Source organism: Nostoc sp., assembly GCF_036917675.1.
Taxonomy (GTDB): Bacteria; Cyanobacteriota; Cyanobacteriia; order Cyanobacteriales; family Nostocaceae; genus Nostoc.
On the sequence record NZ_JBALCT010000057.1, the window covers coordinates 1 to 26,702 of the forward strand.

Here is a 26,702-nt window from a genome sequence, read left to right on the forward strand (position 1 = left end):
TATTGCTCCTTTGTTCCGTTTAGTAGCTTGGCTTCTCTTACTATCATCTCTATATTTTATCACGAAATATTGTAGATAAAATAATATAATAAAATCTAAAGCCGTCCTTTATGACGGGGCTTTTACCCATTTTTTTGGTAAAAATTTACATCTCTACATTCAAAAATTCTTCCCAACAGCAGTAATAGCTCAAAGCCACGGCGAGAATTGCTTTGCTCGCTCGGACATTGGCTCCAAACGCACGTCTATCGTTAGTTCCTCATTGGGTTGAATATCTATCAAAGCAAATATTTGGCGTTTTTCAAGGTCAACCACGGCATTGGGATTTCGAGAATGATTGACTGCCGCGAACTTAGTTGAACCCTCAGCCGTTAAACAAATTTCCTCACTAATTCCAATAAATTTCCCCTCGCTCAGAAATTCATCGGTTTGATCGGCATATCTAACCTCTTGGTAAAAATTGGGAAAGCTAAAGTCTATTATTTGGTCTCCTTCTAATATCAACTCTTTAGCAAAAAGCCCGTAACCGTCAATTACACTTTGACGAACTTCACATTTCGGCGCATTGTTAATCAAGTTTTCTATCTCTTCAGGAGTCAGCATAATTAAAAGTCTATATGTCTTCAGTTCTTTAAATAGACATCACTATGAGTTGTGAACTTGGAATTAAAAAATTGCTTTAACTCAACATTCACAACTCATAGCTTTTTAACGTTATCGCGCTGGTAGTTGGGGGTGTTGAACAGAATATTTAGCTACGATGCCAGAAATCTCAGGGTTGTAAAGCCTCAGATAATTCCAGTAGTTGCCAAATACTTGCCGCACATAATTTTTAGTTTCATCAAAGGGAATTTCTTCAACAAACTGATCTGGATCTTGTGTAGTTTGAGTTTGCAGCCATTTGGAGACATTGCCCGGGCCAGCATTGTAACTGGCGATCGCCAGCAAGGAGTTATTGTTATATTGCTGATGAGTATGATCCAAATACCATGTACCCAGCATGATGTTATCGTTGGGATTTTCTAAGTTTATGGTTTTGATATCCACCTTAATTTGTGGGGCAATCCATTGAGCTGTACTCGGCAACAACTGCATTAAACCAGTAGCGTTAGCAATAGATTTGATTTTTGGCTCAAACCGTGATTCTTGACGAATTAAGGCAGTGACTAACAGGGGATTGAGTTTACGCTCAGTAGACCATTTTTCAATCTCCCGGAGATAGGGAAATGGATAACGGGCTTGCCAGTAGATGATTTGCTTGCTGAAAGTTTGATATTGGGCAAGTTCAGCTGGTGTTTCGCGGTCTTCCAATTTAGAAATTTTGTCAATTCCGATGAGATTTTCTCCCTTAGCCTGCCGCATCAACCCTTCAGTAAATTGCTCTGCTACCGTTGGCTGAATTTTATTCTGAAATTCCGTTTCCCATTGTAACCAGGCGTCGCGGTCTTGACCCAGCAGATACAATTCTTTGAAAGTTTCAGAACCAGTTGGCGGTAATGGACGCACAGGTGTGATTACTTCCGGGTTCATCACGCGCACATTGTTAAAGTTGCCAACATTTAGCCCCAACATGTTCGCGGCTCGCCATGCATAGTAAGAGTAGGGAAACTGACTAATTACATACTCATAAGCAGTTTTAGATTGCTGCTGTTTCCCTAGCAAAGCTGCCCATTTTCCTACCCAAAAGCCTGCTCTGGGAGCCAAAATACTGTTGGGATTGTTGGTGACAATTGGTTCTGCCCATTGCCAAGCACCAACGTAATCTTTAGCTTTGGCTTTGTCTTGGGCAATTTTCCAGCGATACTCTGCCGCTTCATCAGAATTTCCGTACTTGGCTATGAGTAATTGCCACGCTTGGCTAGCTGACTTTTGATTATTCAGGGCTTGGAGAGTTTTGGCTTTTTGTACCAGTGCAGTACCAGCTTGTTTCGGAAATTTACTAATTACCTGCTCAAGATCGGGTAAGCCGTCTTTAGGTGTTGCCATTTCTGCTAAACGCAGTAGAGCATTCCCAGTTTCCTCAGTATTTGGAAATTGCTGCACTAATTGTTTATAGGTGGCGATCGCTTTTTCTTTATCTTTGCCTCCTACCTGTAACCCCCGTGCAGTACGGTAGAGGTTGCGCGATGTTTTGGGTGCGTTGGCATAAGCATTCGCCGCTTTGAGAAATTGATTATTTTCCCAATAGCTTGTACCAATTAGTTCCCAGTCTTCGGGTTTGAGGGTAGGTTGTTTTACTAACTGATCCAAAACGCCCACTATGCCTGGTTGGTCATAGGCATATTTAGCCAAAATCAATTGTAATTGTGGCTGATTGGGATTTTCTTGCAAGCGTTTGCGAATAATTTCCCAAGTCAGAGGGTTGGAAGGAAATTGAGCGATCGCTATTTCTTGTTGCTTCGGTTGGGCAATTAGATAGAGCGCTTTCACAGAGGCCGCTTCTTTGGGATACTGTTTCAGCACGCTTTGCCTGAGATCCGAAGCTTTGCCATCTTTCCCCAGTATATCCTCTGCCTGTGCCTGTTTCAGCAAAATGTAGGGCGCGAGAATGGGATAGTCTTTCTCTAATCCGTCTAGTAAAACTAGGGCTTTTTGCGCTTGGGTTCTTTCAATGTAATCACTCGCCAAAAGATAACGAGCGCGATTTCGGTCTGGCGATCGCGATTCTTGAGCGATCGCTGCTAGTTTTGCCGCCCGTTCTGGCAGCGATTCTGATACCAGTGGAAAGACAGCCGATTGGGCAATGCTACCCTCTGATGTTTGCTGTGCTTGATTCTGACTCAGTTTGAGCCATTTCCCCAGAGACTTGCCAATCTGAGGTGCTGATACCATTGCCCCAGCTAAAAAGGCAAATAGTGCTGCACCCGCAATTATCGAAATTTGCTTTTTCTGTAGTTTCTTCAGCATGAATACCCGCTGAAAAGTTCCGGTGAGTTTCTTGAAACTCTAACACTCCTAACCATCTGTGTTACCAATTTTTAATTTTAGATTTTTAATTTTATGTAGAAAAATCCTAATTTTCAATCCTATGGTTGGCAGTATTGAGTCAATAGCACATATTAAATATGATTACATCTATCTTTGGTATATCATAAATTGTCAGATCAGTAGAGAAGTCTAATGTTGAACTCCCGGTCAATGTGATACTTTTTCCATAACACCTCAAGTCTGCCTTCCGATTGAGTACATTTTTCCCGCTCTCAATCACTGTAAGGCTTTTAGGTTTCGCACCGCGAACTAGACTAAACCACGCGATCGCTACCACTTTTCTACCAGACGCGCAAGGGACGCTAACGCTGCGAAGACAGCCAGTCGCTACAGCGAGCGGGGGGAACCCCCGCAACACGTTGGCTCACCAACTCACATCAACCACTAACGTTAATTTTGCTCAAGTTTGGAATTGCGCTTCATCAATCCAAGCAGCATGGAATCCATAGGGTACTCGCTGGGGAATTAGCACCTGCGCTATAGGCCCGGACGTGACATCTTGGGCATTTACTACGATTAATTCAGAAGTTTCTGAACCCTCATCATGAACTAAAGTTAGGAGCCAGCCATCATCCTCTGTTGTTGCGTGAGGACGTGGTACAAAAACGATATCTCCGCCATAACGCCCAACTCCGAATTCTAATGTTTCAGATTTACCACGATTAAAATCGTACTTGATGAGCGCATCAAACAAGACAATTGGATTATTAGCGACTCTTGCACAGTAGCCGTATCGTGTTTTTTTCCCTAGTAGCTGTTCATTCACACGGGGAAATTCAATGGGTACATTATCTAACATTGTTTCTTTAACAAGACCAGTCTTGAGATTAAATCGCCACTCGTATAGAGGTCTGTTAACTCCTTCTTGTTCATCAAAGCTTTGGACTGGTTCTAGAAGTCCTGAGTTCTTCATTCGACAACCGCTTAACACTATTTCTTCTCCTTCTTCATAAGCATTGAGAGTATGAGGTACGAAACAAGCTGAACTCTCGAACCAACGGACATCACGATTATTTCCATGACGTGGTAAGATGCCAAAGCGACTGGGGCGATCGCTCTCGAATAATAGCAGAGGTTCTCCTCGTTGTACCCGTTCTGGATTAAAAGTCAGGGGCAGATCCATAAAAATTGTATAGTTTTCGCTGATTGCAAAATCATGCATCAACACTCCTATTGGCAAGTCAATTGGCTCAGTCCGTAACAACTTGCCTGCTGCTGAAATCACGCCATATTGTAAGTAAGGCGGTGTAAATGGAGAGTAGCCAAAAAACATCATCTCGCCGGTAACTAGGTCTAATTTAGGATGAGCAGTAAAGGCAGAAGTTAGCTTGCTATTGTAGGTGTACTCGCCAATTGTCTCTAACTCAGGTAGCTTAATAGCATGAGGCGCTCCTCCTTCCCATAATGCTAATAGTTGACCCGCGTGCCAAACAATAGCTGTATTAGCAGTATTTTTATATGGCCCATAAGGATTATCCATTTGCGGTGGTTCCATCAAACCAGACCAGATGGTCTTACCCTCTGCTTGCTCTATTTTCCATCCTTTAGTTTGAACGTAGCGATTGCAATAAATTGCTTTGCGATTGTGAATTCGCACACCATGCAACATCCCATCTCCATCAAACCAGTGATACGGACCAATTGGCTTCCACTGTGGATTAGCACCATTGCGGACAAATATCCCCGATAAATCCGGTGGTAGTTCACCTATTACTTGCAAGGTGTCAGTGGTAATTTCTTGATGGATTGGTGCAAAGTTACCATCAAGATAAGGATTGACTGCTGTTATTGCCATTTGTTTTCCTGATGAAAGCGCCTAATTCTCTAGCTTGGTGTTTGCTTTTTATATCACAAATTGCTAATGTCTCAGCGAATAGCAAATGGAGTCGCCGATATAGCAAATGGAGTCGCCGATATAGCAAATGAGGTCGCCGATATAGCAAATGAGGTCGCCGATATAGCAAATGCGATCGCCGATGTAGCAAATGCGATCGCCGATATAGCAAATGCGATCGCCGATGTAGCAAATGCGTAGGCGTAGCAGCCGTAGGCATCGCTTCTGGAAATTCTCTAAATTAGACCTCTTGCACAAGTCCCCTAATATCAAGTTCGGATAATTAGTTATGATTCCCAGAGTCATTGCACCCCACCCCCAGCCCCTCCCCGCTTGCGGGGAGGGGAGACTTTGACGTAAGTCAAAGGCGGGGTGGGGTTCTTTTTTTTGATTTATGCAACAAGTCTATTGTGCTTATTTATATAGCAAATGGGTAGGCGTAGCCCGCCGTAGCCATCGCCAAAATAGCAAAGAAAAAGCTGTCCGCAGTCTCCTAGATTAGAGATAATATTTCTATCATCAGTAATTCTCTATCATCTATGACTCAAGCCATACCCAAGCTAGTAACCTTTGAGGAATTTGTCGATTGGCTACCCGAAATTCGACGAGTACGCTACGAACTACATAAAGGACAAATTGTTGAAATAGCGCAACCAGTAGGGGAACACGAAGAAGTTAAAGGATTTCTATGTATCGAAATTGCTGTTGAAATCCAACGTCTAGGATTGCCCTACTTCATGCCCAACCAAGTTATAGTTAGACCTCCTGAAAAAGATTCTGGTTACGTCCCAGATGTGTTGGTGCTAAATCGTGCAAATCTGGCAAGCGAAAAATTATGGAAAAAACAATCTATCGTTAGTTTGGGTGCATCGATCCCTTTGGCAATTGAGGTTGTATCAACTAACTGGCGGGACGATTACTACTTAAAATACGCTGACTACGAAGAGATGGGTATCCCCGAATACTGGATTGTCGATTATGCTGCCTTGGGTGGACGTAATTTTATCGGTAATCCCAAACAATCAACAATCTCTGTTTGTAACTTAGTTGATGGGGAATATCAGATAAGTAAGTTTCGAGATAGCGATCGCATTATTTCTCAAACTTTTCCCGAATTGAATCTCACCCCAAATCAGATTTTTCAAGCTGGTGTGGTGTAGCGTTTATCGTTTTGCCAATTCTGGAGTCCGTCCCTTCAAACCAATCATCAACTTCAGCATAAACACCTTTAATACAGGTACTCGCTGCAAAAACCATAAACCGAGGCGACGCACCACTACTACAGGTAAGAAATTATTAGAAAACATCCGATCTAACAAATCGGTGAAACCTAAAATCGTCAGATTTTCCAACTTGCGCCAACGTTCATAACCTTTAAGAATTTGAATGTCGCCAATATCTTTACCGGCTTGGTGTGCTGCTTGGATTATTTGCGCCAAAGCTGCTGCATCCCGAATACCCAGATTTAAACCTTGTCCGCCCACAGGATGGCAATTGTGCGCCGCATCACCAATTAATGCCAGTCGCGGGAGAACATAGCGATCGCTTTGCATGAGTTGTACTTGGAATACAAAGCGATCGCCTAGTAATTCCAATTTACCCATCTGATTGCCATAGCGACGGGTTAATTCTCTTAAAAATTGCTGATCATCTAAAGCACATAAAGCTTTTGCTTCTTCGTGGGGGGCTGTCCAGACAATGCGGCAACGGTTCCCCGGTAAAGGTAAAATTGCAAAAGGACCGCTAGACCAAAATCTTTCGTAAGCGGTGTTATTGTGCGGTTTTTCTGGTTTGACAAATGCAACTATGCAAGACTGCCAATATTTCCAGCCAGAGGTTTTGATCCCAGCAGCTTGACGAATCGGCGATCGCGCCCCATCTGCTGCGATTAGTAATTTGCTCTTGACTGTCTGTAAGCGATCGGCAACTTTAATATCTATCGCTACTACATCCTGCTGGTACTGCGTATTTACAACTTCCGCCGGACATAGATAAGTCACATTTGGACAATTTTGGACAAACTCCTGCAATGGTTGCAACAGCGCTTGGTGTTCCGCCACATAACCCAACTCTGATGTCTTTAAATCATCTGTGGTAAATTCTACCACATTGGGAGAATCCGCATCAGAAAGACGAACCCGGCAATATTTGGCTATTTGAGGCAACATTTTGTCCCAAACTCCAATTCCTTGATAAATTAGCGACGAAAGCTTATGAACTGCATAGGCTTGTCCCTTTGCTACCGCCGCTGATGCTAGTTTCGCCTCAATCAGCAAGACACTCAAGCCAGAATCTTTTAAAGCAGAGGCTAGAGTTAACCCAATAATCCCACCGCCGACAATTACCAAATCATATTCATATCCCCGCTCATTTGGCGGTGTTGGTTGAGGGGAAAGAGTTTGCTCAAGCTGCGTTAAGGCCATTGTTAAGTTAGGTTACAGCGTCTTCACTCTTATTTTGACGCGATCGCGCCCTTTAAGGCAAGTTAATAAAGTTGAAAAACCTCACTGATGACTAAGGACAACAGCGAGGTTACACAGCTTTACTTATTTTACAGATAAATAAAGTATAAATTTTGTTGCAGAGCTATTACCAACTATTACTACTAAGAGTAACTTATCATTAAATATGCTGTGTTTGACAGCAGGAGATTATGGATGATGTTTGCGAATGTGATGGTGACGTATTCCTTTGTGATGATGTCTATGATACTTAACAGCAGCTGAAGCCGGTGTAGCTTGAAAGATTGGTGCAGCAATGGCTACGGGGGTAGCGATCGCCAGAGCTATAATTAAACCTTTAGCAAACTTGTTCATGTGATTTCCTTGATCCTCTTTATTCAGTGAATCTCTGAATTAAATATGACAAATAGATATGTCGATATCTTGTTATTTATATGAAGTTTTCGTGGATATTTTTGCCGATATTAACATCTATATACACCTGACAATTTATTAGTCTTCAGAGAAAAAACTACGAAGCTTTTTTGGCAAGTAGCCATAATTAATTGTTAGACTATAGCGTTTCCTAATTTAGTGACGTACAGCTTAACCTCACCCCGACAAACCTGTACTTTATCTCCCCTCTCCTTAATAAGGAGAGGGGTTGGGGGTGAGGTTTTGATTTGATGTACTTCATGCACTTGAGAACCGCTATAAATAAGAGTGATTCTATTGTTTTAAAGAAATTTACCAACTTCAAAAAAACCTGCTGTGATCCACAGCAGGTCTAAATTGTATGGTATGTAGTTAGAGAGTAGTAGAAAATAAACTTGTTATATAACTACTACAAAATATGAAAGCTTAACCATTATTAAGCAAATATTAAGGAAGCGTCTAGCGGCTTTGCAAAAGATGAGAAGAACAGCTATTTACTTTCATCAATAATTAGTTATTTGGGGTAGTTGGTGTAGGTGCGGGTGGCGTAGTTGCATCTGGTGGAGTAACGGGTTTTTTAACTGCGGATTGTTTAACTACGGATTTACTTTTAACACCTTTGCTGGAATGGTGGTGTTTGTGTTTATGATGTTTCCGTTTTGCAGTCTTGGATTTGGTAACTTTAGCAGTTGCGTAAGTTGCAGTGGGGCTAGGAGTAGTTTTGGCTTGAACAGTAGATGTAGAAACGGCTACAGGGGCAGCAAACATTAGAGCCAAAAGTAAGGCTTTAGCGAACTTATTCATTTGAAACTCCTCATCAAATAAGCAATTGTTTAACTATCTATTAGTCGTATGTCATTGGTTTGTAATTTGTGTGAATCTTAGGTGTGATTTTTTAATTATCTCTATTCAAAGATAGATGACTTTAAGTAAATACCTTGCTAATTAAGTGATACTCGTTGCGATCAGATGATCTGCCATTTCAAAGTTAGCTGTAACATTTTGCACATCATCCAAGCCTTCTAGAGTGTCAATTAATTTGAAAAGCGATCGCGCCTGCTCGGGATCAGTAACTTCTACGCTATTACTAGGAATCCAGCGCAATTCGGCATCAATTACCTTAAATCCTTGATCTTTGAGTGTTTGGCTAAGGGTTTCTAAATTCCCAATGTCAGTAAATACTTCAGCCATCTCATCTTCAGCCATCTCATAAGACTGGGCATCGCCTTGGAGGGATGCTTCTAAAAGCTGTTCTTCATCAACCACACCCGGCACCACACAAACGCCTTTTTGCTCAAACATCCAGCTAACGCAACCGACTTCACCGAGATTGCCACCATTTTTGCTAAAAGCTACACGCAAGTCAGCAGCAGTGCGATTGCGATTATCTGTGAGGGCTTCGATTAAAATTGCCACACCACCAGGTCCGTAACCTTCGTAACGAATCGCTTCAAAGATTGCATGATCACCGCCAAAAGTACCTGCACCTTTAGCGATCGCTCGTTCAATATTATCATTGGGGATACTCGCAGCCTTTGCTTTGTCAATTGCCGTGCGAAGTTGAAAATTCAGCGCCGGATCTGGTACGCCGCTTCTAGCCGCAACGATAATCGCCCTGGATAACTGAGTGAAGGTTTTTCCCTTCCTTGCATCTACTACGGCCTTCTGGCGCTTAATATTTGCCCATTTACTGTGTCCTGCCATAATCTTAAATTATCAAAACTTTATTCAAGATTAGGATATAGTTGCTAATAATATAGACAAACGTCCAGCTTACTAGTTTGGAAGTTTAACCTTCACTGGGGAAACTACAATCCCCTCTATCCCTTGGGCGAAAGCTTCAGGGATTGCTTTTCTTCGGATATTCAACGAGCCGTTGATATCTGCATTAATTAATAAACCAAGCGATGATTTATAAAGACCGCGCTTAATTCTTTTACCACTGAAGGTATGCTTGACACCTTCCTTGTACCTAAGAATCTTGTCTAAATCTAGAAAGCTGGACTTAGAAGTGTAGCTTTCATCATTAATGATTACCTTCATCCCAACTAACTCAGCTTTGTAAGTTAATTGCTCAATAAACCTAGCATGAGGGACTTGTACAAAGTTCTGGTTATTCCGAGTTCCTATAGCAATTTCTTGCTTCCATCCAACATTATTACCAATAACTATTGTGCCGATTCCTAACTCAATTAGTTTATTAATTAAGAATCTACTAGCCTTATGTAAGTAGTCATCAACTTTGAAGTTACGCTTTGTACAAAGTAATGCCAAGCGTTTAGAAGTCCCTTCTTTGAGGACTGATTGCAATTCAGCTTTCCTTTTGTTAAAGAACTGATTAATAGATTTTAGAGGTCTGCCATTTATCAAGAACGGTTTGATCCCGGCTTGATTGAAAGCTACAGCCGCTAAGTTATTCAGTCCTAAGTCAACACTAGCTACTCTAGTACTATCTAATACTTTGTCAAGTATCTCCTGATTGTACACAACCTCCACAAGGTAATGATCAAGCTTAGGTACTATTCTCACTTGAGCAATGTTTTTGGCTTTAGTCGGTATTGCTATTTCAGTTTGACTTGGCTTGATAACACTTAATTTTAATGCTGGCTTAGATAATGCCTGCACAGTATACACTAGTAAGTTTCTGCCATCAGTTTTGTGCTTATACTTCGGTAATTTAGGTCTTCCCAAAAACTTTGAAGTATTCTGCCGGTACGCAAATAATGCTGCTTGAAAACTTTTCCAGTTTTTATCTAGAATCATTAAAATCTGCTGGCTTACTTTAGCTGCAATTGCCTTATAGTCAACAGATGTTTGAAGTCTTTTCTGTACCTGATTGTAGTTGAGGAATTCTCCTGTAGTGAAAAGCGACTGCCTAATTAAATAATTAGCAGCGTTGTAAATATTTTTGGAAAGAAAGCATAAATTATCTATCTCTTGATAGTTTTTATGGTTTTTCCTGATTACGTGCTTTTCGACTAGCTGCATTATTCCTCCCCGGGTTTTCACATTCTACAAGCAGTTTTGTAGCTCACACCGATGGACAAGGCAAGGGTCTGATAATTTCATAGCTTTCTTTTTACTATATAATTATCTTCCCATTAAAGTGTATATTTGGAAATGTCTGTTTACAAAATGGAAGCTTAATGGCTGACGGCGAGAACGTCAATTAAGATCATTGTGCAACGCTACATCAGAATTGCAAAGTTGTAGTAGCTAAATTACGAGAACTGATCAATCATTTTAATCAACATCATGCACGATTTTTTTTCGTCTTCCCGCTATGCCAAGCGAAAAAGAAAGAAAGTGTCACGCTATCTTAGGAGGTTACTGCTTCTATTATTGGTGGGCATACTAGCTTTAGCTGGATGTCAAAGTATTCTAACTGGTGTTAAAGAAGATAAAGTAATTCATTTAACCTTGTGGCAAGGTGTAAATCCGCCGCCAAATCGGGATGTGTTGCAAAAGCTGGTAGACAAATTCAATCAATCCCACTCAGATATTCAAGTAGAGTCGCTTTATGTTGGGCAACAGGATCAGCAAACGCCCAAGATTTTAGCGGCGGTGGTAGGAAATGCACCCCCAGATTTGTTGTGGTACAATCCAACGATCGCAGGTCAATTGGTAGAACTCAATGCGCTTTTACCTTTGGATGAAATGCTGGATCAATCTCCAATAAAAGCCGAAATTGACCCCGCTTTATATTCATCAATGAAATACAACGGTAAAATTTGGTCTGTGCCTTTTGCGACGAATAATGTTGGTATTTTTTACCGTCCGAGTTTGTTTAAGGCAGCAGGGATTACTGAATTACCCCGCACTTGGGAAGAGTTTGGCCAAGTTGCCAAGAAATTAACTCGTGATACCAATGGTGATGGACGAACAGATCAATATGGGATGTTTCTACCTTTGGGGAAGGGAGAATTTACAGTGTTCACCTGGCTACCGTTTATGTGGAGTGGTGGCGGCGAGTTGGTGAGTAGTGATTCACAGAATGCAGCAGCAGTAAATTTGCAAGATAATCAAGGTGCGATCGCGGCTTTGCAATTCTGGCGCAATTTAATTACAGAGGGTTCCGCGATTTTATCTGGCCCAGAACGAGGTTATGAGACAGATGACTTGCTGGCTGGGAAAGTGGCAATGCAATTAAATGGCCCTTGGACTCTGGGGCAATTTCAAGAGACTGGTGTTGATTTTGATGTTTTTCCAATTCCGGTTGGGCAGAAACCTGCTACTGTTATTGGTGGTGAGAATCTCTTCTTTTTCAAAACCACGCCGAAACGCCAAAGAGCAGCCTTTGAGTTTGCCGAATATGCTTTGAGTGAAGAATTTCAGACAGAATTAGCATTGGGAACTGGCTATTTACCCGTGAATTTGAAGTCTCGCCAAAGTCAAAAATATCAGGAATTCGTCAAGAAAATACCACAGGTGAAGGTATTTTTAGAGCAAGCTAAATATGGGCGATCGCGTCCGATATTTCCTGGTTACAATCGGATTTCTGACAGTGTAGGGCGAGCGATTGAATCTGTATTGTTGGGTAAAAGCTCGCCAACAGAATCACTCAAAGCAACCCAGCAACGCCTAGATTTAATTTTCAAGTAATCCAATTACCCCAAATCCCTGCAAAACCTCACCCTGTCCTATCTTTAATCCCTCTCCTTACTAAGGCTACGGTGTACACACAAGTTATCAGATTACCCAAAAGTCCTCTAAAACCTCACCCTGTCCTATCTTTAATCCCTCTCCTTAATAAGGCTATGGTGTACACACAAGTCTTGTCGCAGCCATATCATTAATAAATCTTGCACTACGTTTCTAGCCCGCCTCGGAATGAATTCCGAGTCTAATAGCTGAAGTCCACTTAAGTGGACTGAATAATCAATTTAGTCCACTTAAGTGGACTTCAGCTATTAGCCCTGAACTTTAGTTCTGGGCGGGATGTCGGTAAGTATGACAGTTTAACTCTGATAAAAATGTGGGTAAAAGAGTTGAAACGTATGTGGACAGCACTTGTGTGTACACCGTAGCCTTAATAAGGAGAGGGACAGGTTTTGCGTAGCATAACCAGGGTGAGGTTTTTTCTTTAAATCACAAAAGGTTCAAGTTCGCGGTTATACCACTCACCTTCAACCCGTTCAGCAACCAGTGGTCTGATGATAAACTTGGGTGGGCGACCATCGAGAACATCAATCCGCACACATGAGTAAGGCAGTCGATTCTGAGAATTGTAGTCATGACGACCCACAAAAAGCATTGAATCTGCAACTTTCCGAATGGGTTTACCGGCAATTTCGGTAAAAGTCTCCATCAATTCAGTCCCCCCTCGCCGTTGATAGCGGGGACGATGACCACTACCACCAGAGATAATGCAGTTAATGTGGGAGTCAGCAAATCCGGTATCAGTTGTGCAAAGATGCTCGAAACAGTGAGCGTGACCATTTAAAATCAAATCCACTATAGGACGTTGTTTAATTAGAGAACCAAGATTTTGTGCCACTTGTTCAAACACCCAGCGCAAGCGGTGGCGAACCGCCAAAGTTTGCGCTTGATTCCACTTGGTAGCTTCTGTGACGTAGGGTGGATGGTGGAAAAAGATTACACGTCCTCGGACTTCGGAGGTGTTCCAGGATTCGATTAGTCTGCTTCGCAACCATTCAAGTTGTTCAAAGTCGATCGCAGGCATTTGCTGAGATGTTAGTTGTTTTTCAATATCGATTTTGATCTCATTAATTTGGTCTAATTTGGCACTTAGCTCATCGAGTTGTTCCGCCTCTGTGGGTTTATCTGGGTTGAGGCGATCGCATATTCCCAAAATCTGCAATTCTTCTCGATCTATTTCCTGGCGACGCTTTTCCAATTCCCGGCGGTAAATTTCTCCCTCTTGAGTTGCAGGTAAGGGTGATGGTGTATTAAAGGTGTTGGAATCTAAAGCGAAAAAATCAATCCCGCCGTAACGGAAAGTGTAATAACGATTGGGTAAACGGGTAAACTGTCCAGGTTTGTAACGCAAACAGCGCCCTGTGTCAGTCTTAGCAGTATAGTGTTGATCTAAATGACGTTCCAATTCTGGGGAAGACATCGCCCCTGTATAGTCCAAAAACGCCCGTGCATAGGCATCGCCTTGATACGATCCATGCCAGCCAATCTCACTATCTTTGTAGCGCAATAAGCGACGCAGTGGTAACGTAGTTCCAGCCAGCCAACGGTAGATTAACGGCACATCGTAGTAATCATGATTACCAAGTACTGGCAAGAATGGCAGATTAAACACCATGCGATCGTAAGAAATGCCTTTGGGGTTGTCGCCACCGACAAGAAATTCCCGATAAGGTTCAATAAAGTTTGTTGAATAATATTCTTGGGAACCTACCACATAAATTACATCGCCTGTGTGCAACACAAAACTGCAATCATCGCGGTGAGGCAGCATCAGTTCAGCAACTTTTCTTTGGGGGTGGTGTCGAGAATGGGATTTGGTGCCAGAATCACCGATAACCATAAACGAAAATTCTGGACTATCCTGCCTGCGATCGTCAATCACCATGCTGGTTTGGTCAATTCCCCGTTGCCCAAAACTTGGATGCATCCACCGCACCCGTTCCTTCATCTTTTGAATTTTTACAGGAATCGGTGGCTCGGAAATCAATTTCATGGCTGATAACTCTTCAATGCCTAATGCATATGCAGATTGTAACGAAATAATAAGGGTTTTATTTTAAAATCTCGTTTCCAGAGACTGCTAAACACAAAATTTCTCTTAGGAACGTGGATTAAATAAAATCCAAAACTTCATCCTGTCTCCAGCTTCCCTCTCCTTTATAAGGAGAGGGATTGAGGGTGAGGTAAGCCTGGGACATAAATTGTATGTTATTTAATTCTTATCCCTTAGTGCCTTTGCATCTTAGCGTAAAATTTACTACTCAGCACTACTAAATATATTACGCAATTTTCAGGTAATTAACAGTGGGCTTTGCCTACATAACCGGTATTATCGTAATAAACATAATACTTATGCATCTATGAAAAATGCGATCGCTCCTAAGCTCTTTGTTGGTATCGCTCATCAAACAGGATTATTATTTATCTGCTCTATGCTACTAATAGGCTGTAGTAAAAATAGCACTACTGGTGCAAATTCTGCAAATAACCCAACACTAACAACAGGTGCAGTTGATGCTATTGCGATCGGTATCGCTTTTGCCCAAACAAGCAATATAGCATTACTTGGTCAAGAAGGAACTGATGGAGTAAAAATTGCCGAAAAGTATTTTAATGAGCAAGGTGGTATCAATGGTAAACCAATTAAATTAATATATCAAGATACTGGTGGCGATGAAGTTGGAGCCATTAATGCCTTTCAAACCTTAATTAATAAAGATAAAGTTGTTGGCATTGTTGGCCCTACCCTGTCACAACAAGCTTTTAGCGCTGACCCCATAGCAGAACATAATCAAGTTCCAGTTATTGGAGCATCAAATACTGCTAAAGGCATTCCCGAAATCGGTGATTATGTTGCTCGTGTTTCTTCATCTGTTGCTGTCGTCGCTCCTTATTCGGTGAAAGCTGCACTCAAGCAAAATTCTCAAATCAAAAGAGTAGCTGTATTCTACGCTCAAAATGATGCTTTTAATAAGTCGGAAACAGAAATTTTTCAGAAGACAGTTAAAGATTTAAAATTGAATTTAGTAACAGTACAAAAGTTTCAAACTACAGATACCGACTTTCAAAGTGAAGCCAGCGATGCGATTAATTTAAAACCAGACTTAGTGATTATATCCGGGTTAGCTGTAGATGGAGGTAATTTAGTTAAACAACTACGGGAACTTGGTTATAAAGGAATAATTGTTGGTGGCAATGGTTTTAATACATCTCATATATTTTCTGTGTGCAGAGAGCTTTGTGATGGCGTGATTATTGCTCAAGCTTACAGTCCTGTATATCCCAGTAAAATTAACACTGCATTTCGTCAAGCCTACATTGAACAATATCGTAGAGAACCACCCCAAGTGAGCGCTCAAGCTTTTACTGCCTTGCAAGTATATGTAGAAGCTCTACAATCTTTGGATAAAAAAAGCAAAATTAACAAATTGACGCTGCCACAATTGCGTACACAATTGAATCAGGAGTTACTCAAAGGAAAATATCAAACTCCTCTTGGTGAAATTGCTTTTACACCAGTAGGTGATGTCATTCAGAAAGACTTTTACATTGCCCAACTGAAGATGGAACCAAATGGCATCAATGGTAAATTTTCTTTCTTAAGCGTAAAGTAGTACTTTCTCAAGCTAGTTTTGGGGGTTTATAGTAAGCACTAAAGTGCTTATAAGACAATCAGGGCTATTTCATTCTCATCTAGCCCGCCTCAGAATGAATTCTGAGTCTAATAGCGAAAGTAGTCTTTAGACGACTGAGACAAAGTTATAGTCCGTTTTAACGGACTTTAGCTATAAGCCCGGAACTTTAGTTCTGGGCGGTTTATGTTTAGAACGAAATAGCCCTGATAAGACAATAGGGTTCAATTAAAGCCAAAAGCCTTAATCTGCGTAGGTTGAGTTGAGGAACGAAACCCAACATTAAACGTTAATTGTTGGGTTTCACTTTGTTCAACCCAACCTACGATTCTAATTCTGAATTCTGCTGTAATTAGTTTTCTTGTCCCGTTGGTCGAATGAGGATTTCGTTGACATTAACATGCGGCGGTTGACTGAGAGCGTAAACGATCGCAGCAGCAATGTCTTCGCTTTGCAGAGGTTGAATTGACTTGCGTCGTTCTTCGATCCGTTGTTTGGCAACAGGATCGGTAATTTGGTTGTCAATTTCCGTATCTACTAAACCTGGTTCGATAATGGTGACGCGGATGTTGTCCTTGTAGACTTCTTGGCGCAATGCTTCGGAGATGGCATTGACACCCCATTTGGTAGCATTATAAACACCCAGACCCGCCCGCGCTGTCCGGCCAGCCACTGAGGAAATGTTGACTATATGCCCGGATTTTTGCGCCTTCAACAGAGGCAAAACAGCATGAGTAGCATATAGCAATCCTAGTACATTGAGGTCAAACGATCGCCGCCAGTCTGAGCTATTCCCAGCTTCAATGGTGCCGAGTAAGGCAATCCCGGCATTATTCACTAGGATATCGACCCTTCCCAATTCTGCATTTGCCTTTGCCACCAAGTTATTTACCTGGGTTTCGTCAGTCACATCGGTGATAATGGATAATGCCTTGCCACCACTAGATTCTATGCGTTCTGCTAAAGCCTGAATGCGATCGCCACGTCTAGCAGCGAGTACTACTGTAGCTCCAACTGAAGCCAAGGCGATCGCAGTTGCTTCTCCAATTCCGGCGGAAGCGCCAGTGATAATTGCTACTTTTCCCTCTAATTTCCCTGTCATCGGATTATCTAACTCCTTAGTAACTTGATAGATTTACTGTTTTTTATACTAGTTGGCAAACTATCATAGACAACTCTTAAGAAGCAAGATGTAGGGGGAATGGGGAGTGAGAACCGCCGCGTTGCCGAGATTATTCTCTAGAAGGTAAATTGTTCAACAGCTAGAGTTTTAAGCAGTTCTACCAGTTTCTGAAGAGACTCGCCATTTGTTCAGCAAGTCGGTAAAATTATTACCCAGACGTTCCTGGCTCAATTCGCGCCCCAAGCTGAATAACTCGTCCGAGATCATCTATTTTCTCCAGCTATTAGTATATAATATGCCTAAAATTACTGTTTGCATTCCTACTTTTAATCGAGTTCATCTCCTGCCTTATGCGCTCGACAGTGTACTGAATCAGTCTGAGCAAGACTTTGAGCTAATTGTTTGTGATGATGGTTCTAGCGATCGCACACCTGAGTTAATATCACAGTACACAGACCACCGGATTAAATATATCCGTCATCCGCAAAATATTGGTAAAAGTAATAATATGCGCTCTGGCTTTGATGCTGCCAGTGGTGAATATTTTATTAAATTTGATGATGATGATCGGCTAACACCCGATTTTCTCGCAAGTACCGCAGCTATTCTTGCTCAAGACTCTAGCATTGATTTTGTTGGTACAGACCATTGGATAATTGATATTGATAATGTGCGGGATGAGGCAAAAACTCAAGAAAATTCTCATCGCTGGGGTAGAAAGAATTTAGCAGCAGGTGTTGTAGATAATTTGTTGGAAGTTGTATTTATTCACCAAAGCTTTCAAATTGGGGCGACATTATTTCGCCGTCAAACATTGCAAGAATTAGGATTTATGCAGCAAAATATGCAAAATTGTGAGGATAATGATTTATTTGTGCGTCTGGCTTTGGCTGGAAAAAAGGGTTATTATTTACCAGAATTATTGATGGAATATCGCAACCATGCAGAGCAGCAAGGTATCAATCGAGCCATTCCTTATTTATTTGATAAAATCCGGTATTTAGAAAGTTATAAATTTGAGTCTGAGAAAATAGAGACAATCAGGAAAAATCGTCTAACTGAAACGCAATTATTATTAGGTTTGCGTTTAATTGAAAAGGGTGAAACGCAAAAAGGCAGAGAGCTAGTTTTAGCAGGAAAGTCTTTTTCAACTGCTAAAGCTTGGACTGGTTTAGGGTTATCTTTGTTACCAGTTGGATTGCGAGGGAAGGCGTTTAATGCAGTGCGACAGGTGCGGGGTTAGACATGAAACCTAACCCCCCAGCCCCCTTCCCTACAAGGGAATGGGGAGAAGTCAGAGGCAGAGGAAAACCACAAAGGGGTTGGCAAATCTACCTGTTTTGTGGAATAGTTGGGTTAGGTTGGTAAGTTGAGTTGGATCTGAGTTGACTAATGATGAAGAATGTACCAAGAGTTAAGGCTATGGATAGGACTGCGATCGCTAAAGAGTTAGTCTTCCAAAAGCTTAGTTTTCCTTGTGTATAAGCCCTATTGGCTATATTTACCTCACGCCTAGCTTCTTCTAAAATTGATTGGAGAGCATTTATCTGCTCATCTTCTAGTTCTGCATATCTATCTTGTCTAAAAGCATTTTCTAGAATTTTTACCTTTTCCTCAGAAGATACTTGAGCAAGTTCTCTCCTGACAACTTCATACGGATTAGTTTGATTTACAGGTTGTGAGGATGGAATTTGAGAGTTTGGTTGAAAATTTTGTTGAGAAAATTTCTCTAATTTTTCATGCTTGACGGGTTGTGAGGATTGATTTGGCCGAATTGGTGGTTGAATCGGAGTATCTTGTTGAATATCTTTTTTAGTAAAACTATATACGTTATTTTGCGTTACAGGTTTTGATGATTGGTTTTGAGGTGTTCGTGGTTGAGTTGGGATACGCTGATTATTACCTATTGGATTTGTCTTCAATGACCATTTATACTCACTATTTTGCACAACCATATTCTTCAATGAAGAATATAAGTAATGGTTGACTTCCCGTCTTTCAACTCCCAGTATTTCAGCAATTTTTACTGCCCTTATGGGAGTGCCACGTTTTAATATTTCAATAATTTGAGATTCCAGACTATCCATATTAGCCCCGAATTATTCTTGCAACTCAGATGTACCTAAATTTTAAATAAACAAGATACGTGACCAGCTATCAACAATATCTACCATTTTATCGCCACTGATACCTTTAATCTGTTTTTTGCCACTAGCAATTTTTACTCTTGCTAATACGTCTTTCAAAGATTCAAATTTTTTATTTTTACGTTCTTTTTCTACACTTTCAGCAACCTGAACAGCTTTTCTATCAGTAAAACCAGCAGTTCTTAATCTGAAAGTCAGTTCTAGCAAACTTAAACCATTAAATGCATCTAATGGTATAATCTGTTTAGGTATCTGACTTTCAATCAACTTGAGAGTCTCGTATAGTTTCTGTCTTTCTTGTCTCTCTTGTGCCAGTTCTGATCTGATCTCATTAACTTGCTTTTCAAACAAATTAAAATCATTATTTTTTGAAATTATTTCTGAATGATTTGTTTTAATTGGAGTTTCAACTTCTGGTTTATTATCAGAACCTAATTTCCTGAATGCAGCTACTTGCTTAAATATTTCATCCTCGTTTTTAGGGGAAATTACAAAGGCATTCACCATTTCGCATTGACGAGGATTTTTTTCTCTTGCTCTAGCAGCAGCATAATACTCAAAATATCCATCAACTACTGCATAAGTCTCTAAACCTGTAGTTTTCAAAATTAATGGTCTGATAATTCCCCCGCTTTCTATAATTATATCAGCGAGGCTATTTAAAGCATCATTTGAGAAATTAGATAGAGGTACATCACAAGTAATATTTTTTACATCAACAGTATAAAATTTCATTATTAATTAACTCCTATTTCTTTTAAAACTTCTTTGGCTAGCATCTCAAATTCCATAGCAGATTGTTGAGCATTAGTTTTTGATTCTGCATATTTGATAACTGATTTTGGGTCTGGGTATTCTAAATCTCCAACTGTTATAGTATTATTCATACATTCTGAAAGAGAGGTTCTATCATAAATAACTGCTTCCATCAAAGGTAATTCATAGCGCTCAGATATGACACTTCTTTGTCTTGGGAAAGTGTACTGCAAGAATTTAGGATTAGTTGAAATTTTAGAAGCAAGAACCCCTATTATCTTAATTGGCAGCTTGCCCATAAGTTCTCTGAATTCATTAATTTGCTTCAGAAAACTTTTGACTGTTGGTAAACCTTGGTTTGCAAATGGTTTTAAATCTGAAGGAATAATCAAATAATCAGAAGCAATTAGGGCAACTTCTGCATAATAATCTCTTGATGGAGGAGTATCGATAATTACAATATCATAATTGTTTTCTACATTTTTGAGTTTGAGAATAAGCCTACTTTTGCTAACTCCTATTCTAGTTAGAGTATCTTGCTTATCAATCAACTTAATGTGTGATGGAACAACATCTACCTCTGGATTATTAAAATAATGAGATTGACGCATAATTTCCGGTATAAAATTGAAATCTGACGATTCTAATAAACAAGATACATTTTGTTCGCGTAAATCGTCATCTTCATCAAATTGAAATTTGATTAATCCTGTAGCAAAAGTAGTGTTTGCCTGGGAGTCTATATCAATCAAAAGTACTCTTTTACCTTTTTTACTCAATGCTGCTGCAAGGTTGACTGCAACAGTAGTCTTACCAACGCCGCCTTTATTATGGTAGATTGCAATAGTTTTCATTGAATGTTGCCTCTTGATTTCCAAATTTAAATTATTTTCTATTTGAACTTCTGCTTTATTTACGAACTGTCCTTTTTTAAGACTCTCTCTACCAATTAAACCTTTAATATTTTCTAATTTCGTCTCAACTTCTTTCCCAGAGCATTGAAATATTAACTGAATATCAGTCTGCAATTTTTGATAAATTCTAATTTCTTTCCCATTAGTCAACAATCCATACCTGACATTCAAGCTGGTTAAATAATGCCTGAGTCGGTGGACATGATTATTTAAGTTTTGTTTGGGATGCTTTGCCTCCATGACAACACTCAAGGGTGAGTTTGCATCTAAGACAAAAGGAATCACTTGTGCTGCAAATGCTAAAAAATCTAAGCGGATGCTACCAACGGCAACTTCTTGATGCCAGGTGTCAGGAGTATAACCTAGCTGTGGTAGCAAATATTGCACTATGAGTTTGCTTTCAACTTCGCTTTCGTTACGGCACAGCTCAGGATTAAAAGGCAATATTTTTCTACCTCTAAATAATTCTTGGACTTGGGACAAAACTGATATTTGCTAGATTATGGCATATCATTAATTATTTTGCGTGATAAAAATCACTTACAAAAATATAAAAATCATCATAATAGTAGTAGTTTTGCTGAGAAAATAATCAATTTGGAGAGCTAGTCATCTTCAAAATTAACAACCTACGTATGTATTTCTCCATTACCCTTGTAAATGGCTAGAATCAAAGTGTTTACTTAACGTATTTGCGCTAAAGGTTTTGGCTACTGTATCTTGTCCCCACTGCCATCAACTCGTTGATAATCAAGCTATTAGTTGTCCCTATTGCCGGACGACACTCAAAGCTTACGGTCATCCCGGTATTCCATTGCACCGCGCCACTAAGGACAAGTATCTATGCGACACTTGCACCTATGAGGCTGATAATACTTGCAATTTTCCCCAGCGTCCCTACGCGAAAGACTGTACCCTCTACCAAAATATTGAAGAGACAAAGTTAGAGTTGCAACAGCAGCGTTACACTAACGGTTTTGCAGTAACGGTGAAAAGTTGGATAAAACGCAATCAGGCTTTGCTGTTGCTATTAGGTTTATTATTGGTCTGTTTGTTGTTCGTTATATTAAGACCTTGATTGGTGTTTTGTAGGGAGTGGAGAGTGGGGGAGCAAGAATTTTAGATTTGAGATTTTGGATTAAAGAATTGAAATTTAATCCAAAATTTAAAATCCAAAATCCAAAATTGAATTGCCCCATGCCCCATGCCCAATTCCTAACCTTCAGACTGTGGTGATTTTTGATGCTTCAGCAACAGGCTCAATCACTATCGGTGGCGCTTTTTCCTCAAATGCGGCTAAATCAAACCAAAAAGTCGTGCCAATGCCGACTTCACTCACTAGATGGACTTTACTATGATGTCTGTCGATGATATTTCTGACAATCGATAAACCTAAACCCGTGCCTTCTAGGGTGTGAACTCGGTTTTCTACGCGGAAGAAGCGTTCAAAAATTGAGTATTGATCTTCTGTAGCGATGCCAATTCCAGTATCGGAAATTTCAATCCGCACTGGAGAAGATTGGGTATGACTGGGCTTGAAATCTAGTTGATAGGCGCGGATTGCCACTTTACCACCAGCTTTTGTGAATTTGAGGGCATTACCAATCAGGTTGCCAAACACTTGTACTAACAGATCATAATTACCCATTACTAGCGGCAAATTAGGAGCAACTTCCTGAACAAGTTCAACACCTTTATCTTTAGCATTAAGTTGGTAAGTACGGAGAGTTTGCTCGATCGCTTGGGCTAAATCTACGCCATCAAAGTTATAATTGCGACCAGATTCGAGTTTTGACAAATCCAAAACATCGTTAACTAGGCGGGTTAGGCGATCGGTTTCATTGTTGACAGTTTGGAGAAACTCTTGCCGTTCTTGTAAAGCTAAGTCTTCGCCGTAGTCGTGCAGGGTTTCAATATAGGTTTTGATGTTGAATAGAGGCGTTCGCAGTTCGTGAGAAACGTTACTGATAAATTGGCTTTTTGCATCGTTTAATTCCACCTCGCGGGTAATATCTTGGATAGTAATCGCAATACCTTTGATACTTTCCCTTTGCAGGTTGAGTACTGTAGTCAAGAGAATGCGGATTGTTCGTGGGATGGGTTGGTTAATAAAAATTCGGAATTCAGCGCTTTCGCATTCACCTGCTGCCATTTCGTACAAGGGACGGGTGATTTCCATTTGTACCGATGGGGGCAAGTGGTGTAACACATTATGTCCTACCACGTCAGCAGCTTCCCAGCCAAAAATTCTCTGTGCTGTGGGGTTGACTAAAATCACCTGCATGTTGTTATCAATCAATACAGCACCATCGGCGATCGTTGAAACTAAGGTTTCTAGCTTGGCTTTTTCTGCGGTCAGTTCCTCAATATTCTGTTCTTCATAGCGTTCTAATCGCTCTGCCATTTCATTAAAACTTAAAATTAACTCCCCCAGTTCGCCCCCTAAAGGTAAATCAATGCGCTGCTTGAAATTCCCGGTAGCAATTTGTTTCACCCCCACCAGCAGTTCTTTAATCGGCTTAGTGATGGTCAAAGCGTTAATCACCCCTGCCAAAATCACCATTACCCAAATCGTGATAAAAACGGCAATGGTGACATCGCGGGTAAAATTGGTGGAAATGACAGCAGTCTGATTGGGGTTAATACCGATCGCTAATACACCTAAGTATTTTTGATTGACGATCAGAGGAATAAATACATCGGTGACTATCCCATCTGGGGTTAGATGTTGCCGCACCATCGGCTTTTCCCCATCACCAGGATAATCTTCTGGCAGTTGTATCCGCCGTTTAATGGTGAGGGAGTTTTCTACCTCGGCGTCCCAAAAAGGAATGCCAAAAAAGATTTCCCCGGTTTCATCGGCGTAGAGCATATAACGCACACTAGAGGTGCTGCTATAGAAGCGTTGAGAAAATTGGGCAACCTCAGTAAGATTATTGTCAGCAACTAAGGGAGCAACGTTGGCAGCAAGCAGCAGCCCCAAGTCACGGCCGAAGCGAGTGTCATTCATCCGCGCATCCTGCTGAATTGTATTCACAGCCCAGAAGGTCAGACCACTCATCACCAAGGAAACTACCAAAGTGGCTACAGCCAGTAGTTTGGTCTGGAGAGTGAACTCCGACCACCAACTAGCGATCGCATCTCGAATTGTTTTGAACAGAGCTAGCATCTTAAAATAAAGTTGTTAGTAGTCTTTGTTATAAAGCCCAACAACTAAAAAATTAACAGTTAATTTGACAAAAGTGTTAGGGGCATGGGAGATGCGAGAGTGCTGGGGATATTCCCGCTAAAGTGGTCTTAACGAATTTACCTCATTTGGGCGATCGCAGTTGATGTCCAGTTGAGGATTAACGCGTTGAACCCCACTTTTTCGCCATAGAATGGTGAATTTTGTTCATAACGCTTGATTACCGCACGAGTCACTTATGTCTCAGCACGCTTGGTGACTGAGCTTTACGCTTACCGAGTGGTTTGTAAGAGGACACCATCGCTAGGATGTTACTGCAAAATCTGTGTATAGAGTATCCCATAGCCTATCACTATAATTTTACAAATATTAAAAGAAAGCCTACGAGTATATAGGTGACTCAGGAACCTACATACGTTAGACTTCTTGCATAAATCAATAAATTTGAACCCCAAAGAGCCAAAGCTACGCTTTGTCTCCCTGCCCCTAATCCCCAGAGGGGGCCCCGAGTTCCCCGCAAGCGAAGAGGGGATTAAGGCTGGGGTGTTTGGGACTTTTGCAAGAGGTCTATTTTATAAAAGGATGAACCAAGAATCCCACGGGTTCAAGCCGTGGGAGTGTCAAATTTGTATCAGGCTATGCCGTAGGATTTTAACTTGATAAATGTCCAACTTGCGTAGACGCTTCCTCGGCAGTCAACACACATCGCCTTTACAGAGTTATGAATGTAGCAATTTTGGCAGCGAGAAACCTTAATTAAGCTGGGGCGATCGCCTGATCCATTAAAGAATCGACATCATAATTATTAGAACTAGCAATAGTCTCTGGTGTTAAATATTTTGTCGTTTCTGCGTAGATGCCTAGCAGCTTGTTGTTAGACATCGGCTGACCCATTAAAGAATCGACATCATAATTATTAGAACTAGCAATAGTCTCTGATGTCAAATATTTTGTCGTTTCTGGGTAGATGCCTAGCAGTTTGTTGTTAGACATCGGCTGACCCATTAGAGAACTAAAATTGGAACCATTAAAACTAGAAATTGTCTGTGATGTGAGATGAATTGTGGTTTGTGCGTCGATGCGTAGCAGATTGTTGTCAGACATTGCCTGCCTTCCTAGAGAACTGACATCGGAATTATTAAAATTAGAGATTGTAGTTTGTGTATTATTTCCTGCTGTGTCTGCAATCACCTGACTCGCTAGAGAACTGACATGAGAAATATTCAAACTAGAGCTTGTAGTTTGTGTACTATTTCCGGCGGTATCTGCGATAATCTCACGGACTTGGGCATCAGTCAGTTTGGAGTTAGCACTAAGCATCAGGGCAACTACACCAGCAACATGGGGAGCAGCCATCGACGTACCGCTATAAGTAGCATACTGATTATTTGGAACTGAGGAGTAGACTTTGACTCCTGGGGCTGTGACGTAGGAAATTGGATTCGTTCCAGAGCGGTTAGAGAAGTCAGCTAGCTTATTATTCTTATCGACTGCACCAACGGCAATTCCCGACTTGTATGCATAGCTGGCGGGATAGTCTGGTGATGAGCCACCATCATTACCTGCTGCCATGACGACAATCACTCCTTTGCTGCTGGCATAGTCAATGGCTGACTCTAGAGTAGGATTAGAATAAGCACCTCCTAGACTGAGGTTAATCACGTTAGCTCCATTGTCCACAGCATAATCAATGCCCTTAGCGATGGAAGTGTAAGAACCGGAGCCAGAGTCATCTAAAACTTTCACAGGCATAATCTTGGCATCATAAGCAATACCAGTGACACCGTAGTTATTATTCTCTCCGGCGATCGTCCCGGAAACATGAGTGCCATGACCGTTGTCATCTAGGACATTATTATTATTGTCAACAAAGTTCCAGCCGTGGGTATCATCAACATAGCCATTGCCATCATCATCTTTACCATTGCCAGCAATTTCCTTGGGATTCGTCCAGATATTATCCTTTAAATCCTCGTGGTTGTAGTCAACTCCAGTATCAACAACAGCAACAACAACGCCTTTACCTGTGTATCCGTGTGCCCAAGCTTCCGGTGCTTTAATGAGGTCTGCTCCCCAATTATTGCCACCAAGGTTAGGAACATCAGCAAAGGTATTCTGACCAGCAGCTTTAGCCACTGCTGCTGCTGCATTAATTAAGCCATAGCCATTGGTGGAGTTATAATTCCCAGTGCTTAAAGCATTAGCAGTAGCGTTACTGCTATTTTGCAACTGCACATCAGCATCGGCTGAGTTGTAGCTACTACGTCCGTTGAGGTTAAGGCTGTAGCCATCCTTTGTATTAAAGGTATCTAATGAGGAGACTGAAGTGACATTGAGCCGTTTATTTGACAACACATTGTTATTAACATTCTCAATGCTCATAAGTAATTTTTCTCAAAGGTAGCAATCTTTTTTTGACAGATTGAAGCGTTAAAATCTTGACAGGAAAAAGATTTTAAGGTGTGAATAAGCTCCATTGTCAATAATTACTATGTAATCTCATAACAAAATGCTAATTCGATTACCAAAAAGCATAATCAATAGGGGAATTATTATTAATATATTAATTGATAAAATAAATATTAA

At 40.9% G+C, this 26,702-nt stretch carries 21 protein-coding genes; 6 read left to right on the top strand and 15 right to left on the bottom strand.

The window, feature by feature from the left end; genetic code table 11:
* Positions 1–189 precede the first annotated feature (189 nt).
* From V7K31_RS21640 to V7K31_RS21650, 3 genes are all read right to left on the bottom strand, one after another.
* On the bottom strand, positions 190–603 hold the full coding sequence (locus V7K31_RS21640) for an SET domain-containing protein (RefSeq protein ID WP_335096755.1): 414 nt from the start codon (positions 601–603) through the stop codon (positions 190–192).
* Positions 604–714: 111 nt separating this feature from the next.
* Positions 715–2,907, bottom strand: a complete 2,193-nt coding sequence (locus tag V7K31_RS21645) for a lytic transglycosylase domain-containing protein (RefSeq protein ID WP_335096757.1) — start codon at positions 2,905–2,907, stop codon at positions 715–717.
* Between the two features lie 481 nt (positions 2,908–3,388).
* Entirely contained in the window at positions 3,389–4,783 is a 1,395-nt protein-coding gene (locus V7K31_RS21650; protein ID WP_335096758.1) for a carotenoid oxygenase family protein, read from the bottom strand.
* A gap of 66 nt (positions 4,784–4,849) precedes the next feature.
* On the opposite strand from V7K31_RS21650, the gene V7K31_RS21655 reads away from it, so the two are divergent.
* The gene (locus tag V7K31_RS21655) at positions 4,850–5,023 is read left to right on the top strand and encodes a hypothetical protein (RefSeq protein WP_335096759.1); all 174 of its coding nucleotides are present in this window, start codon (positions 4,850–4,852) and stop codon (positions 5,021–5,023) included.
* A 338-nt stretch (positions 5,024–5,361) separates the two neighbouring features.
* The gene (locus V7K31_RS21660) at positions 5,362–5,982 is read left to right on the top strand and encodes a Uma2 family endonuclease (RefSeq protein ID WP_335096761.1); all 621 of its coding nucleotides are present in this window, start codon (positions 5,362–5,364) and stop codon (positions 5,980–5,982) included.
* A 3-nt stretch (positions 5,983–5,985) separates the two neighbouring features.
* Here V7K31_RS21660 and V7K31_RS21665 read toward each other — a convergent pair whose 3' ends face one another.
* From V7K31_RS21665 to V7K31_RS21685, 5 genes are all read right to left on the bottom strand, one after another.
* Positions 5,986–7,245, bottom strand: coding sequence for an FAD-dependent hydroxylase (locus V7K31_RS21665; protein ID WP_335096762.1), 1,260 nt, complete (start codon positions 7,243–7,245; stop codon positions 5,986–5,988).
* Positions 7,246–7,473: 228 nt separating this feature from the next.
* Positions 7,474–7,638, bottom strand: a complete 165-nt coding sequence (locus V7K31_RS21670) for a hypothetical protein (RefSeq protein WP_335096764.1) — start codon at positions 7,636–7,638, stop codon at positions 7,474–7,476.
* A gap of 570 nt (positions 7,639–8,208) precedes the next feature.
* Positions 8,209–8,502, bottom strand: a complete 294-nt coding sequence (locus V7K31_RS21675) for a hypothetical protein (RefSeq protein ID WP_335096765.1) — start codon at positions 8,500–8,502, stop codon at positions 8,209–8,211.
* A gap of 141 nt (positions 8,503–8,643) precedes the next feature.
* Entirely contained in the window at positions 8,644–9,402 is a 759-nt protein-coding gene (locus tag V7K31_RS21680; RefSeq protein ID WP_335096766.1) for a YebC/PmpR family DNA-binding transcriptional regulator, read from the bottom strand.
* A 72-nt stretch (positions 9,403–9,474) separates the two neighbouring features.
* Positions 9,475–10,686, bottom strand: coding sequence for an RNA-guided endonuclease InsQ/TnpB family protein (locus V7K31_RS21685; protein ID WP_335096767.1), 1,212 nt, complete (start codon positions 10,684–10,686; stop codon positions 9,475–9,477).
* Positions 10,687–10,953: 267 nt separating this feature from the next.
* Here V7K31_RS21685 and V7K31_RS21690 point away from each other — a divergent pair, with 267 nt between their 5' ends.
* Entirely contained in the window at positions 10,954–12,300 is a 1,347-nt protein-coding gene (locus V7K31_RS21690; RefSeq protein WP_335096769.1) for an ABC transporter substrate-binding protein, read from the top strand.
* Between the two features lie 481 nt (positions 12,301–12,781).
* Here V7K31_RS21690 and V7K31_RS21695 read toward each other — a convergent pair whose 3' ends face one another.
* Positions 12,782–14,350 carry a metallophosphoesterase family protein gene (locus tag V7K31_RS21695; RefSeq protein WP_335096770.1) on the bottom strand — a complete coding sequence of 523 codons (1,569 nt, stop codon included), beginning with the start codon at positions 14,348–14,350 and terminating at the stop codon, positions 12,782–12,784.
* A gap of 367 nt (positions 14,351–14,717) precedes the next feature.
* On the opposite strand from V7K31_RS21695, the gene V7K31_RS21700 reads away from it, so the two are divergent.
* Positions 14,718–15,971 carry an ABC transporter substrate-binding protein gene (locus tag V7K31_RS21700; RefSeq protein ID WP_335096771.1) on the top strand — a complete coding sequence of 418 codons (1,254 nt, stop codon included), beginning with the start codon at positions 14,718–14,720 and terminating at the stop codon, positions 15,969–15,971.
* 370 nt (positions 15,972–16,341) lie between these two features.
* Here the strand turns inward: V7K31_RS21700 and V7K31_RS21705 are convergent, their stop codons facing one another.
* Positions 16,342–17,091, bottom strand: a complete 750-nt coding sequence (locus V7K31_RS21705; RefSeq protein WP_335096772.1) for an SDR family NAD(P)-dependent oxidoreductase — start codon at positions 17,089–17,091, stop codon at positions 16,342–16,344.
* A gap of 316 nt (positions 17,092–17,407) precedes the next feature.
* Here V7K31_RS21705 and V7K31_RS21710 point away from each other — a divergent pair, with 316 nt between their 5' ends.
* A complete protein-coding gene (locus V7K31_RS21710) occupies positions 17,408–18,355 on the top strand; it encodes a glycosyltransferase family 2 protein (protein WP_335096773.1) in 948 nt (315 codons plus the stop codon).
* Between the two features lie 88 nt (positions 18,356–18,443).
* Here V7K31_RS21710 and V7K31_RS21715 read toward each other — a convergent pair whose 3' ends face one another.
* Genes V7K31_RS21715 through V7K31_RS21725 form a run of 3 tightly spaced genes read right to left on the bottom strand, consistent with a single transcriptional unit; the run spans position 18,444 to position 21,373 of the window.
* Positions 18,444–19,199, bottom strand: coding sequence for a hypothetical protein (locus V7K31_RS21715; RefSeq protein ID WP_335096774.1), 756 nt, complete (start codon positions 19,197–19,199; stop codon positions 18,444–18,446).
* Between the two features lie 42 nt (positions 19,200–19,241).
* Complete coding sequence (locus tag V7K31_RS21720) at positions 19,242–19,994, bottom strand: chromosome partitioning protein ParB (protein ID WP_335096776.1); 753 nt, start codon at positions 19,992–19,994, stop codon at positions 19,242–19,244.
* A gap of 2 nt (positions 19,995–19,996) precedes the next feature.
* A complete protein-coding gene (locus V7K31_RS21725) occupies positions 19,997–21,373 on the bottom strand; it encodes an AAA family ATPase (RefSeq protein ID WP_335096797.1) in 1,377 nt (458 codons plus the stop codon).
* A 262-nt stretch (positions 21,374–21,635) separates the two neighbouring features.
* Between V7K31_RS21725 and V7K31_RS21730 the strand changes: the two genes are divergently transcribed.
* The gene (locus V7K31_RS21730) at positions 21,636–22,007 is read left to right on the top strand and encodes a zinc ribbon domain-containing protein (protein ID WP_335096778.1); all 372 of its coding nucleotides are present in this window, start codon (positions 21,636–21,638) and stop codon (positions 22,005–22,007) included.
* Positions 22,008–22,151: 144 nt separating this feature from the next.
* On the opposite strand, the gene nblS is transcribed toward V7K31_RS21730, so the two are convergent.
* Entirely contained in the window at positions 22,152–24,098 is a 1,947-nt protein-coding gene (gene nblS / locus V7K31_RS21735) for a two-component system sensor histidine kinase NblS (RefSeq protein WP_335096780.1), read from the bottom strand.
* A gap of 774 nt (positions 24,099–24,872) precedes the next feature.
* On the bottom strand, positions 24,873–26,498 hold the full coding sequence (locus tag V7K31_RS21740; protein ID WP_335096781.1) for a S8 family peptidase: 1,626 nt from the start codon (positions 26,496–26,498) through the stop codon (positions 24,873–24,875).
* Between the last annotated feature and the right edge of the window lie 204 nt (positions 26,499–26,702).